Here is a 13,889-nt window from a genome sequence, read left to right on the forward strand (position 1 = left end):
AGTGGCTGGATCAGGTGTAGTGGATGGACAAGTAGTACCCTACCAGGGCCTCTTGCACCTGAACTTACTTCCAGTTAACTTAAGTCTGGGAGTCGGCGTTCAGAATAGCGGCGGACTTCTCGGCGGAGGTGGTGGCGGCGGCAGCGGCGGCACAGGCGGCAACGGCACAGGTACAGGTGGTGCTGGCGGTGATCCCACCAACAATGGCGCAGCTGCAGCAGCAGGCGCAGCAGCACCAGGTGGTAACGCTGGTAACTCAACTGGTGGAGCTGGTGGAGCTGGTGGAGCTGGCGGTACCAATAATGGCGCAGCTGCAGCAGCAGCCGCAGCAGCACCAGGTGGCAGTAACGTCACAGCCGGTAGTGGCGGAGCTGGAGGCACTGCAAATGCAAGTGGTGGTGCTTCAAACACATGTCAATTCGCAGGATGTGGCAATGCTGCTAGCGGAAATGCAACTGGCGGACCTGGCGGTGCACAAGCTAGTTCTGCTGATGGCGGAACTATAAACAACCCACAGAATGCAAGCGCAGGCGCTGGTGGAGACTCAAACACCTGTACGGCGGGTTTTGCGTGTAATAACCCTGGTGCACCCGGAGGTAGCGCTACAGCTACGAGTGGCGCAGCTACTAGTGGCACAGCAACCAGCGGATCTTCACTTGGTGGAGTAGCAGCAAGCGGTGACGCTAACGGCGGCAACAACACTGGTGGCGCTGGTGCACCAAGCGGCCCATGTAACGCATGCAATGGTGGCTCACCTAGCGGCGGTGCAGGCGGCAACGCATCTGGTGGCAATTCAGCCCCAGGCGGTGCAGGCGGTGCAGGCGGTGATGCTAGCGGCGGCTCAGGCGGCAACGCACCAGGCGGAAACAGTGGGCCTGGCGGCGATGCCCATGCACTTGCAGCAAGCATAATCGCAGCTCACGGCCTTCATCACTAAACCGAACATAGAAAATAGAAGCAGTCAAAAACTCTCTTTTTTTATTTTTTTTCAAAGAAACTTTATGTTTTAATGTAGAGCATATAATTCGTACTAGTGAGAAAACATCATATTTACTAGAGTTATCTTTCATATGGGCGCTACTCGATTCATTGTAATTTTTATCAGAAAGAGATTGCACCTGAGTGGCATGTATGGAAATAGATATAATTTAATGATAGTTTGCCATATGGTACCGCTAGTGGCCCCAGTGTGTTAAGTCACACCGGTGGGATGGCGGTAACACATATTCCCTCTGGTCCAGCATGATATTCTATTGTTTGCTGTCCTATCTTATTCTCTCTATTCGATAGATTGTCAAGCTTATTAGTAACCAAGGCGAAACTTAATAGAGACCTAAACTACTCCATACCTAGTTCATTATATAAAATTGTTCTACCAATTTCCATAGTTTGATAATCCAGAGTAATCAATATACTACATATTTTCAGTCACTTCTATTTACAAGCTCATTAGAGTCAATCTCGGACAAATTTCTCTTAAATTTTTATAAGAAGACTTTTCAGCATCCTATCATATTGCAAAATTAGCTTGATATTTCATAGTACAAATGCCAGCTTGAAAACTATGATTGAAAACTACGTTTCAAAACTATGCTAAAATTGTAATTAAAGTAAATATAAATCCATTGTTTTGTTACTATCTATGGTAACTGACAATCACAAGGTTGGTATGACCATCGGATTGGTGGCTGCGGTATTACTACTCACGTTAGTCCCGCTAAGCCAAACGATTCATCCAGCTTTTGCAGACAAACCAGATTTGTTCAGTGGGCTCAGTCACTCATTATCTGCTTCTGTAAGCTCCCACACACAAAATCTATGGAGTGGATTCGGTAACTCTGTGACTTCATCGAGCGAAAATGGAAATTCAAATGCCGGTCAAGGATGGGATGAGAATTCTGGTTCGCAACCTGGGCACGATTATAACTGGCATCATCATGGCGACGGCGGCAGTAGACACAATGCAAATCAATTCATAAAAAATAACCAAAATGCAGATTGTACCAGTACTGCTACTGCAAGTGGCGGCGATAGTAATGGTGGTAATGGAGGCAGCGGTAATGGTGGACTGGGCGGCAATAGTCTTGGAGGCAATGGCGGCAATAGTGCAGGCGGCTCAGGCGGCCAAAGTAACGGAGGTGCAGGCGGTGGTTCAGCTGGAGGCCCGGGAGGGAGCAGTAATGGCGGTAACGGTGCAAACGGTGGTAACGGTGCCGCAGGTGGTCCAAGCAATGGAGGTAATGGTGGCAATGTACCAGGAGGCCAAGGAGGTATAGCTGGTTCTGGTGGTGCCAATAGCAGAACAGACTGTCAAAACACAAGCACCTTCCACGTCTCCAACTCTGCATAGACAAACCATCGATGGTTTGCCGTCTCATACATTTTTTTAAGAAATTCCAGCTTTTCAGATATTGAGTCTATGATAAAGAAGATAATAGAAAAGATGAGATCGATCTACAATTAACAAACCATCACTATTACGTTTGTGATGGTGTATGTCATATTCGGAAAATGCTAGCATAACTGCTTCGATTTTCCTAACGTTTCAAGGAAGAGGAGTACAACGCAGACGGTGTAAAGCCTCGGAACACAAGCCAATCATATTATGCGGGTATGATCAACTGGGAGATTGTCTAACAGCCACTACTAGTTGAGGTACATCAAGTTTTGGACTGGCCCAATAACCTAAGTCATACTAACTCATTCTGGAAGCATTTGTGTCTCCCGGACAAAGCCATAAACGACTTGGATATATTACGAGTTTGCGGTCAGGGCTACAAGATTGCCAAATTCCTGCTAACTTGTCATTATATAAGTGAAGCGGGGTTCAATACTAGTCAACAAAGGTTCTCTAATTGCATTATACTTAGTTGGTTTTGTCAAAAACAGCGTTTTAATACTGTTGGAAGAGTTTGTAGCCACGGACAAAGACGTAAAAAATTCGTGTGTTCTACGAGCTGTTGGCAATTGTGCATAATATATACTGATGTAGGAAACAGGGAAATATGAAGCCGTGTTATAGACTTTATTTGACTTAACTCCATTGTGGCTGTACATTAGGTTTGAATGAGATTGAGGTAAATGATGGTGAAGACGCCAAGTTAGGTCGGCCAAACTTTGAGATACTATTTGCTATAACCTGATATCGCATTACTATAACGATGCATAGAGTCTTTACTTTTTTAAACGTTAGGCTGAAGTAATTAGTTTTGTGTCCCGGGACAATTTCATATATTTGATTGGTCATTCCTATCATTGCATGTCTAACACTTTGAAGCAAGGCAACCAAGAAAATAAGCTGTCGTAACCAGCCTCTGGTCATCAACAGTTATTCAGTTAAGTTGCCAAAGAATTCAGCATTGGGATTAATGCAAACCACCTTCGCTTATCTAATCTGAGGTTTCCAGAGACAAGCAATCGAGATGACTCCACTGACAAATTTTCGGTTGGCATACCTAGTCAGTAGCCAGTAAGAAAAGAAGGAGATCAGGGCCAAATCTATTTTACCTCTATGTTCTGCCACATCATTTGGCAGTAAACTTGTTGTTTTTTGATATTAACTGAGTAAAGCTAAACTGGCTTTATAGGATGAAATTGATAGGATCTAACTTAAGCAGATTGAGAGTACGTCTTGTCATCAAATTTTACTAATTCAATTTATGATTGTATATTATTTCGTGGATTGTAACGCAATTTAGGTTAATCTGTAGGCGTGATTTAGATGCTGCAATATGAGCATTGCAATCTGTTCTCAGGGAATGACTATCAACTCAATAGTTGTGTTGCGCGACTATTGCTCAATGACAAATAAAGTTCAGTAGAGTAAACTGTTCTCCCAGGTCCGATTCAAGATGCGATTTTCACAGAATCAATCATTTGCTGAACTGCCGGGAGATAGAGTGAATAAGTAGAGGGCTGCACTATGTATACCACTGCAAATAGTACATGTTTAGAGGGTATATAAGTCCACATTTGCATTGTTTTCTGGGTAAACCCGCCGAAAATATAGCTCGTAAGTTTTATGGCTGGCAACCCACCTAGTGTGGTAGTACTGTTTTTATATTGACTAATCAATGCTTGGCCCTGAGTATCTAATTGACTTGTATTCAGGTTCGCAGATGTTACGCCTTGCGGGGCAGGATACACACGTAAATCAACCTCTGCAAGACTAACATTGGCAAAGTTCAATGAATTATGAAATCGATCTTCTTTCAACAGGAACGCAGCAAATGTATTCCTGACCAGGTTATCTTGCTGCTTTACCCAGTTAGAGGGGTACTGCATCGTCACAAGCCTAAATCAGGATTTTTATATGTCAAAAGCGCAGTTGTCTGATTGCTAGTAAAGTTCTGTGCAAATGTGCGTTGATAACTGTTTGAACAGAGTAAAAATACAATAGCAACCATTACTAATATCGATATTCTTATTGTGATGAAAGCTGTAGTCATTTCTTACTTGTTGTTACGGATGACGTATTAACCTATTAATGTTAGCTTCTTTAAATAAAAAGATATAATCTTAAATGAAAATAAAAACGTTAGGTTTAATTACAGCAACAACAGTTTTTCACATTTTTTAAAGGTTTAATTATCTTTTTCATACCTTTGCATATCCTATCGTATCAGCTTTTGTTAATTGATTCTTAAGTTCGCCAATAATTTGGCTGTCGCAGATCTGGTAACGTATGCTTTACCATATATCGAAATTATATGCTTATGAAATCATCTATCCTCTTTATCACTTTGCAATTTACAACAATGAAAGGCCCCAATATTGCATATTAATAAAGCATAATTTACTGCTATTTTGCTATCTCCAGTGAATTGATAAGTTTTTGAGCAGCCGGCAGATAAAGAGAAAACTTGGAAGGTGGTGCAATGTATAGGATCTCAAACAATATATGCTTATTTGGAACAAATGTCCAAATTTGCATTTCTTTTTGAGTTATGTCTCCAAAATAATAATTTACTATTTTAATTGCTGGCAACCCACCAAGGGTTGTTGTACTATTCTTATAGTATCCGATAATGGTTTGGCCCCCTGTATAGATCTGGTTAATACCCAACTTTGCCGAGGTCTCGTTGGGGGGTGAATTATAAACTCGCAAGTCTATCTCAGCAAGAGTAGTATTCGTAAAATCATAAATGTTTTCGTGCTGAAGCTGGAATGCAACGATCGTATGTAACAAGAGTCCATCTTCTATTTTTGTCCAGTTTGAAGGATATTTCAGCTTGATACCAAAGTCAGGGTTCTGATAGGTCAAAAGGGTTCCATTATTGGCGTGAGCTTGAGTTTGAGCTTGGCCATGAGCGAAAGCCTGCTTGACACTAATGAACCAGCCTGAAGTCAAGATTACAGTTGAGGACAATAGCAATATAGCGATTAGTATGAGTTCGGGGACTGCAAATATGCTACACAAGCGTTTTGGATTATTACTCCGCTTGGCAAACATTTTGAAATGATAACGATACTTCAAGCCGTTGAAAATTTTTTTCAATTTCGTATAAGGAATTTAAATTACTTTATTAACGTTCTTAATTAGGAAACCGATAGGGGACTTGCAACGATAATGCCTTAAGGCGAGGAGCGAAGACCACATTAACAATGGTCAGGCCGTTCGCATCAGAAGGAGCACATTGGAGGTAAGAGTTCTGGGCAAAATTGCAGAAACTAAAATTCACATGGATAGGACGGTGCTGAGAGTATAAACTGGTCGTTTATGGCCAATAATTGAAACTTTGAAATGGCTATTAACGGAGATACTGGACGTAAGTAGGTGGTAATAAAACAAGGTGTTCGTGAGGGTCGCAATTGAGATGTGCAGTTGAGTGTATTGTATCGATTGGTTTGGTTCGCGTTAAGAAAGTTGGCTGGTTGGTAATTGGTATCTTGTTTCAAATTTTATAGTTCTACGACGCGCACGTGTCTAGGAATTTGTATTTGCGACCAATTCTTTATCTTGGGAAGAAAATGGCCATGATTGTGGGTTCGGTTGGCAATCATATCTTTTCCATGATTCAATCTTCTTTTTTAGGATGTCTTCATCAGGAAATAAACTCAACTGAGGAATGATTGCACCCTTTAAGAAAAAGTGACAAAGGGGTATGGCACAAAAGAGGCTATCTGATACCAACTCCCAATTTACCATCGTGAGATGAATAATTAGTCAAGTCTTGATTACTAAGTAGGCACATAATTACTACCACACTTAAGTAATTTGAAGTTTCAATTACAAATTAGAATGACATCACCTTCCTCTTCATCATTTAACCATAGAGTAGCTCTTGTTACAGGAAGCTCAAGTGGAATAGGCTATGAAACAACTTTAATGCTAGCAAGAAATGGTTTCCTAACATATGCCACAATGCGTGATCTCAAAAAAAGTGAGCCAATAAAGGTAGTACAGCTGGACGTTACCGATGACCGATCCGTCAAAAATGCAGTACAATCAATCACCTCCGAATGTAGCAAAATAGATGTATTAGTAAACAATGCGGGTTACGCACTTAATGGGGCATTTGAAGACATTGCAATGGAAGAGCTCAAGGCTCAGTACGAAACCAATCTGTTTGGTGTTGCAAGAGTAACTCAAGCCGTCCTTCCGTTAATGAGAAAACAGAAATCTGGAGTTATAGTGAATATAAGCTCTGGTGTGGTACCCATGGGTGGTTTCCCCGGAGGTTCAGCTTATGTTAGCACAAAATTTGCCATCGAAGGTTTGAGTAGATCTATGAGATATGAATTGGAGTCATTTGGAATAAAAGTGATTTTAGTAGAGCCCGGAGTTATTGGAACAAACTTCTTTAATGCCGTGGTCGTCGCCAAGAAATCTAAAGATCCAAGTTCTCCATATTCGCGGATAATGGAAAAAATGGCTCCAAGGTTTGAAGAAATAATGAAAAATGCATCCTCTCCTGAACTGGTTGCAAGGGTAGTGCTCAGAGCTATTACCGACGAAAATCCCGGTCTCATATATTTAGCGGGAAAGGATATAGAAGAGTTGAAGGAAGCTAATAGAGGCATGTCTGATGAAGAGTTTTATACAATGATGAAGAAAAATTTTAATTTAGATAGTATCGAGTCTACGATTGGGGCCAAAAATTAGTGTTGAGAACAATTTACAAACGGCTGTTATCGTTTTGGCTGGAGGAAACAAATTGACCCGTTCTCTGAGATGCAGAAATGGGCCGATAATATAATAATCTCCAAGAGTAAGAATGCGATCTTGGCAGCAAACGATTATTTTGCTGGATTTGGTCAAAAAACTTGCTGAGGATGCATTAACACAACAAAGAGTAACTGCAGGCGAACTTCAGAATTACTTCAATTTTAAAAGAGAGATGGCCTACCACGAAATATCTATGGAGGATTGCAGCATTTATGAAAATAATAAATGTGATTAAAAAAACGACCGATTTGCATCACGCTGTAGTCATTTCCAAATTTCGTACTATAGATGAAGTAAACCACGGGCCGATACTGCTCGACCATTTAAAAGGTGAGATAAACTAACTAAGTGAGATGAAAAATGCGCATAGGCAGGTTTTGAAAACCTACATGGAGTTAGAATCGTTTGGGTTGGGCCTCAAAGAACTCAAAATTCTAGTTCGTACAATAAGAGAAATCTCTAGACGAGATAATGAGATTCATCCTTGCGACCAGTAGGTTTTGTTCACACATTGAAGAAGATTATGACAGGATTTGGGATTTAGATCAAAATTGGAGATTTTAAGATCCGAAATTCGTGATGAACAGTTGAAACGAGCAGCAATCCAAAGCCAGCCGTACGGAAACGGCTGGATGGATATCTTTAGGTCATATCAGGCGGCGCAAGTTCCGCGGGGGTCGTTACAGACACCAAAGATGTCAAAAGGATAAAATGGGGCTAAGATAGATAATGAAGCTGATTCAGGTTCTAGTATTCGTTCAAATCCTAAAGCTGCAAATTTTAAAGCTCTGTTGCCTACTCAATAAGAAAACCAAAGTTCCTCAGGAGAGAAATCAAAGTTTGAAAAAGATGACGAGCCTTCTGATGAACAAGTACGCCTCTTCCAGGAGAGTTTACAAAAGAATTATGGGAAACCACTTAATTTAGATATGAATAATACTTCCGCCACTCAAGGAGTTACAAGATCTTCGCTTTTCCAAAATAAGAAGGGCACGGATAGTGATCTTGATCTGGATACCAATTCAAAGTAAAATTCTTGTTTCAACGCTCTATATTCTAGGAACACAAGCTAGCCATTAGGGATACGGTCTGACAGAAAATAGTCTTCTACTGCCATAATTGATATATATAATCAGCCAGCACTCTTTAGACAATAAACCATGATGATGTAAAATGCAAAAGGCAACAGTTATGATCCTCTTATTAGCTTATGCGACACTACTTTTATCTATTCTTATCCCTTCGTCATTAAAGAACAGGATAGATAGTGTGAATCATGCATTTTATGTGGTCTATGCTCAGACCAAAGCTAATGCTACTGGAGCAGGAAATGCAGCGTCAAATTCAGTTTCAAATGGTACAAAGGCCACAGGAACTATTTCGAATGCTACTAGCAACACTGGAACAGGGACAGGAGCTGGCGCACCAACAATTGCAACAGAAGGAGACATTAAAAGCCCGCCTCCCCCTAAAACACAACTTCACCCACAAGTAATAAAAATAAAACATAAAGCGCCAGTTTCCCTTAGTTCATTGGGTTTACGTCATAATTTCAGTACGAGCAGACCTAGTGTCGCCATAGTCGTACCCGTATTTACTGCAGCAGCTTACAATGACGCATTTTATACATTTTATAAGCATTTTCAATTTGCAAAGGTTGGACAGAATATTACGAAGAATCTTTACCTTTTATCTGCCAAGATAAATAGCCCCAAGTCAAGAGTAATTTCCGCTGTAGCCGCATCTTCGATTTCATTGCCTTATTTGGTTAAACATCTTGAATTAGTCGTACCAAGAGTTAACCTCTCTATTATAACGGATACCGATGTGGACAGCGGCTCGATATTTACAAACAATCTTAATACAACTAATCGATACGACATCCTGATTCTAGGTCATCAAGAATACGTTACACAACAAGAATATAATAACTTCAGAACATTCGTAGCAAATGGGGTTTGGATGGCAACGTATTTTACGCACAAGTAGGGTATGATAGGCCAACTCAAACTGTAACACTGATAAAAGGTCATGGCTGGGCCTATAATGGCAGATCGGCATGGAAAAGCGTGAGTGAAAGGTGGTTGAACGAAACTTCGCAATGGGTTGGAAGCAACTCCCTTTGTTCAACTGCTTGTGTGATTAAATTTGCAAATAATCCGTTTGAATATACGCACCGTGAGGAACAATATTTGACGAACAGTAATGACACCATCTTATTAAACTATAACGAATCACTTTCCAATCTCAATCCAAACACTCCAAGAAACGTTACATTAGCACATATCTTTACAATTGGAGCATATGAGCTAAAATATAAAAAGGGCCTTGTGATCGGAACAGGGCTATATACAGATCAAATCATAAATAATCGCTCATTTCTTGTATTTTTAGACCACTTATTGTTTGGTTAATTTTTGAACACTAGTAATAAGCTGACCAATAACAATAAATACCATCGAACCAAAAAATGGCTAACTGACTAGACAGAAAATATGCAGTTTTTCCGGCGTGAGCCTTGATGAAGCTTTACAATCCCAACCCAGTTTTGGATAGGATATAGAGATGATCGATCTAATCCAATACGGCCAGGTTGCCATTTCCTGCAATTTGAAAATAAAAGTGCAATTGTTATCCATATTGGTTTAGGCCTGTTATCCATATTGGTTCTGCTGCAGGGTTGCAGATGCAAGCAAGCTAATGCAAAACGTGTAGAGCTTAGCAATTAGTAAAATTTCCAAAATCAAACGTGCTTCTAATTTGATATAATAGCTCTTTTAAGACAATTCTGAGTTTTTTGCCAATTGCAGGCCTACAGTTGAATAGTAACCAAAAATTAGCTATAAATGGGCCCAATAGCCCTTAAGCAACAAACTCGTCTCAGTTTTTCATTAACAATATACTTTTATACTTAAGTATCATATGCAAGATATGTATAGAAGTTATTTCCTAATTGGAGTAACAATTGCCGTAATGGCAGGACTGTTAGTTCCAGTTTTGCCTCTTCAGACCAAAGCAAGTACGTGCTAGCGCAGCGGGTGCGAACCGGGCATTTTTTGCAACCCACTCGTCTGCTGTGACAGCTAGACATGTTGCACCTACGAGAGATACAGGATGCCAATCCGGCGGTGTCGCAGTTGCGAATCAGGGTGCCTCTTGTTTTGCAGTAAATAACGGTCAAGCTGCAAGAATCAGCCCGAACATTCAAACTTCTGGATCCTCATGCTCTGCATCAAATCAATTCGCATCTAATCAATTGGAATCCGCAACGAAGTAATAATACGTTGTTGTTCTTGATACGGACAGAGCAGTACGCCATCCTTTTTTCTGTATGATTGAACACTGTGAACACTAGTTCTTGCTTAGAAATCAAAATTGTTTTGTTGTACAATAATGTTGGTTGATAGTGGCTTATATTAGATCAATCAGGCACTACTTTATGATATTGCTTGCATTTAGTGGTCTTGCTATACACTTTCGTGCTCGTCTTTAAAGGGTTTGTGTGGACATATTCCACAGTCAAAAGTTTGTCGCCAGTAGCATTCAATTGAACCTGAGTACATCTATTTTATTACTGAACACTTTGTAGGTTAGATTAAGAATCTTACTCTTTGTTATGTAACAGCGCCGGTTGATGGGATACGACATCCATCCATCCGTGTTAAGAGCACTTACTAATCAGCAACTGGAGCGCTATCCTTGTTGAATTAGCTCTAACTCTTTTTGTTGTAGATGTAATGTCTTGCAATCTTCTTTGCAGCTATTTACTTTCATCATTATTCGATCAGAATTGCAGGCAGTAGTTTGGATAAATTTATTGAAATTTGAAAATAGAAATCGGGAGTACCCAGAAGGCACATCATTATGGAAGCTTACAACAATAACATTTAATGAAATTCTCGAGAATTGGTGGATGCTATTGATAATTGGCTTTAAGATATTTTTAGCTTCTACAAATTTCACTTGTGGATCATTCAAAAATAAATGAAGTATATCAGATACAATTATAGTTTTGGTATCGAATTTTTTCATAACCTTTGGTAATTCATTAACAGCCAACTCTTCGAGTTGATATATAGTAAACGGTCTGCTAACGACTATTCGCTTTAATATATTTTTGATGTCAAGTCCATATTGACGTGCGAGATTTACACATCGGTAAACATCAGAACAATTTCCTGCATCAATAATTATTACGTTTTCAGAACCAAATCCACCGTGACTCTCCGGCAACAAAGAGCTAATAATTAGTCTTTCAACTAGAGTTTTTGAATGGTTCCCAACAATGCAAACGCGGTCACTGATTTCAAGATTCAAAACAGAATCGATTTTTTCGATATCAAAACATAATCTGGAAGCGGTTTGAAATTTTGGCCTCAATAATGGTTTTTGTACCATAGTTTGCTGTGCTGTACTGGTTGTTATGGTTTGGCTCGAAAGTAAACTGCCACATTTTGGACATTCTTCAGAAGATGTTATTTCTGTCCAGTCGATCACCTTGTATGTCTCAATGATAAGATTATTACAACTTGAGCATAAATATCGTAAAACTTGATGATTAGGATTCATTGAGAATGAACATTATTATCACATGGTAGGTAATAAACCAGATTCAAACACACCATTTCACATATTTTCTTTACTTTTTCAAACATTATGAACTCCAATTCTATCTGGCAAGCTACATGATATGATATGATATGATATGATATGATATGATGACGTATCAGCCTTGTGACTCTGAACTGATTCCCATTTCACTATAATTTGTTGCCAGAAGAGATGAGCTATGCAATCCATTCTTATGCTGGTGCAGTTAGCATGAAAGTATAATACGGAATTCTGTATATTGTATTGTAGATCTATAATGTCGAGATGTAAGCATATGGCACTGCGTCCGGGGATAATAACCAATACTTTGACTATTTTAAAACGTGTTGCATGTGATGAAGTTGGGCGATAGGTTGACAAAATAAGGCCTGAAAAGCAAAAGTATTCAGAGTCTTTGAAGTAACGCCTTGCCATAGTGGCACTGATAATACCAGTGCCATACCTCCGTTCTGGCCTGGTGCTATCAATGTTTCATCAAGCACTTCACAGCCAGGCCGCTGTCCTTAACCTTTTTTCTTTTTGTTTTATTTGTTGATGGTGGAATAAGTGGGCTCCACCCAGGAATATAGATTCAAAAATAATATTTACGCTTCCGATCGACTACACGGTATGTTCTCCCATTTTATCACAAGTCTAGTCTGATTCATTAGATCTAAATTCTATCCTAAAGAATTAGGATTATAATCTATATTTGACTAAAATAGCTAAGATAGATGCCTGTGTGTATCGTGTATTGAGATATTACTAGGTATTTCGTCTGTGCTATCATTACCCACGACCGAAGTTAAAAGTAGCATCTTTCTTTTACTATATTTAGTAAAATATTATGACCACTTCAAATAAATAGAATCATCTTCAGCTACCTCTGAATCGGTGATATGGTGGTTTTAGTTTCCTCAAACTATATTTCCAGATACTTAATTGAATATACAACAAAAAAATGGAGGCATGAATTTTGAATTTGTCTGAATATTACATGCGGTGTCCAGAGTGCCAATCATCTCCTATTCATGACCCTGCAATTGGGGAGTACATATGTCCGAAATGTGGCTATGTGGTGATTGATGAGATTAACGATTATGGCCCAGAATCCGTGTCTTCAGACGTTGAGGCAAGATCAAAAAACATACGTGCTAGTGGATATACCAGTTTTTCATTTCACGATTATGGCCTACGAACTAAGATTGGTTTAGCGTCTAGAGATTATACTGGCAAATCAATTAATCAGCAAGCGGCAGAACGAGTTTATAGAATAAGGAAATGGCACTCAAGAATGAATATATCATCTCCTAAAGAAAGAAGACTATTCAATGTCCTATCAAGAATAAATGAAATTTGCGATATTACTGGACTTCCAAAGTTACTGGCAGAAACTGCAGCGGTGATTTACAGAAGCTTTGAAAGTAGGAGTGAGGCGAAGAGAAAATCCGTATTATCTATGGCTGCGGCGACAATCTACCTGGCTTGTAAAACGTGTTCAGTAGCAAGGTCACTCGATGAAATAGTACGAGCAACTGGCAGGGTCACCCAGAATAATAAACCGGATGTGAAACTAGCTTGGAGATATTATAAAATGTTAGTTATGGAGATGGGCCCATCAACATTATCAGAACGATCTGCTACTTTGACTTCAAAACAACAATCAAGTCTATTGTCGAATGAAAAACCTTTTTCAACAACTTCAATTTCAAGCCCGTCATCTGTTTCTGTTCCTGTCCTTGCCACCTCGGGTCTGAATCTAATTTATTATATCGCCAAACTGACAAATATGGCCAAAATAGAAACGAGAGTACAGAGGCTAGCCATTGAAATGGCGCAGCATTCTAACAATAGCCGTCAATTAGATGGCAAATCTCCTAACGGACTTGCGGCGGCATACATCTATATAGCTGCAATATTGATGGGATTCAATCTTCCACAGCTCGAATTGTCCAACCTTGCAACCACAACTGAGGTCACAATTCGGAACAGATGTAAAGACATACTATCCAGTTTCAGAATTGTAATAAAAGTCAAGCCGCTCTTAGAGAGAAGACAGGGTGTTATCCTGAAATAAGAAAGATGTTATTATAGTTAGCATTACAGACAATTAATGGCATGATTACAACGG

General features: G+C 39.7%; 10 protein-coding genes and 1 pseudogene. 8 read left to right on the forward strand and 3 right to left on the reverse strand.

Annotated features, from left to right (window positions below; translation table 11 throughout):
• Together DYY65_RS10415 and DYY65_RS10420 are read left to right on the forward strand one after the other, a co-directional pair.
• Nucleotides 1-937 (forward strand): annotated as a pseudogene (locus DYY65_RS10415) (hypothetical protein); the annotation flags it as partial.
• Nucleotides 938-1,642: 705 nt separating this feature from the next.
• Nucleotides 1,643-2,350, forward strand: coding sequence for a hypothetical protein (locus DYY65_RS10420; RefSeq protein ID WP_162477898.1), 708 nt, complete (start codon nucleotides 1,643-1,645; stop codon nucleotides 2,348-2,350).
• 1,496 nt (nucleotides 2,351-3,846) lie between these two features.
• Here the strand turns inward: DYY65_RS10420 and DYY65_RS10425 are convergent.
• Together DYY65_RS10425 and DYY65_RS10430 are read right to left on the reverse strand one after the other, a co-directional pair.
• Nucleotides 3,847-4,284: a hypothetical protein gene (locus DYY65_RS10425; protein ID WP_162477899.1), complete on the reverse strand. Its 438-nt coding sequence runs from the start codon at nucleotides 4,282-4,284 to the stop codon at nucleotides 3,847-3,849.
• A 517-nt stretch (nucleotides 4,285-4,801) separates the two neighbouring features.
• Complete coding sequence (locus DYY65_RS10430; RefSeq protein ID WP_162477900.1) at nucleotides 4,802-5,497, reverse strand: hypothetical protein; 696 nt, start codon at nucleotides 5,495-5,497, stop codon at nucleotides 4,802-4,804.
• Nucleotides 5,498-6,241: 744 nt separating this feature from the next.
• Between DYY65_RS10430 and DYY65_RS10435 the strand changes: the two genes are divergently transcribed.
• From DYY65_RS10435 to DYY65_RS10450, 5 genes are all read left to right on the forward strand, one after another.
• On the forward strand, nucleotides 6,242-7,105 hold the full coding sequence (locus tag DYY65_RS10435; protein WP_162477901.1) for an SDR family oxidoreductase: 864 nt from the start codon (nucleotides 6,242-6,244) through the stop codon (nucleotides 7,103-7,105).
• A gap of 112 nt (nucleotides 7,106-7,217) precedes the next feature.
• A complete protein-coding gene (locus DYY65_RS12590; RefSeq protein WP_236561791.1) occupies nucleotides 7,218-7,403 on the forward strand; it encodes a hypothetical protein in 186 nt (61 codons plus the stop codon).
• Nucleotides 7,404-8,341: 938 nt separating this feature from the next.
• Nucleotides 8,342-9,157, forward strand: coding sequence for a N,N-dimethylformamidase beta subunit family domain-containing protein (locus DYY65_RS10440; protein WP_162477902.1), 816 nt, complete (start codon nucleotides 8,342-8,344; stop codon nucleotides 9,155-9,157).
• Nucleotides 9,127-9,582, forward strand: coding sequence for a hypothetical protein (locus DYY65_RS10445; protein WP_162477903.1), 456 nt, complete (start codon nucleotides 9,127-9,129; stop codon nucleotides 9,580-9,582). Before DYY65_RS10440 ends, DYY65_RS10445 begins: the two co-directional genes overlap by 31 nt.
• Nucleotides 9,583-10,244: 662 nt before the next feature.
• Entirely contained in the window at nucleotides 10,245-10,445 is a 201-nt protein-coding gene (locus tag DYY65_RS10450) for a hypothetical protein (RefSeq protein ID WP_162477904.1), read from the forward strand.
• Between the two features lie 416 nt (nucleotides 10,446-10,861).
• On the opposite strand, the gene DYY65_RS10455 is transcribed toward DYY65_RS10450, so the two are convergent.
• A complete protein-coding gene (locus tag DYY65_RS10455) occupies nucleotides 10,862-11,665 on the reverse strand; it encodes a hypothetical protein (protein WP_162477905.1) in 804 nt (267 codons plus the stop codon).
• A gap of 1,075 nt (nucleotides 11,666-12,740) precedes the next feature.
• Between DYY65_RS10455 and DYY65_RS10460 the strand changes: the two genes are divergently transcribed.
• Complete coding sequence (locus DYY65_RS10460; RefSeq protein WP_236561792.1) at nucleotides 12,741-13,835, forward strand: transcription initiation factor IIB; 1,095 nt, start codon at nucleotides 12,741-12,743, stop codon at nucleotides 13,833-13,835.
• The last annotated feature ends 54 nt before the right edge of the window (nucleotides 13,836-13,889 follow it).

Origin of the sequence: Nitrososphaera sp. AFS, from assembly GCF_009898475.1 — an archaeon.
Classification (GTDB): Archaea; Thermoproteota; Nitrososphaeria; order Nitrososphaerales; family Nitrososphaeraceae; genus Nitrosopolaris.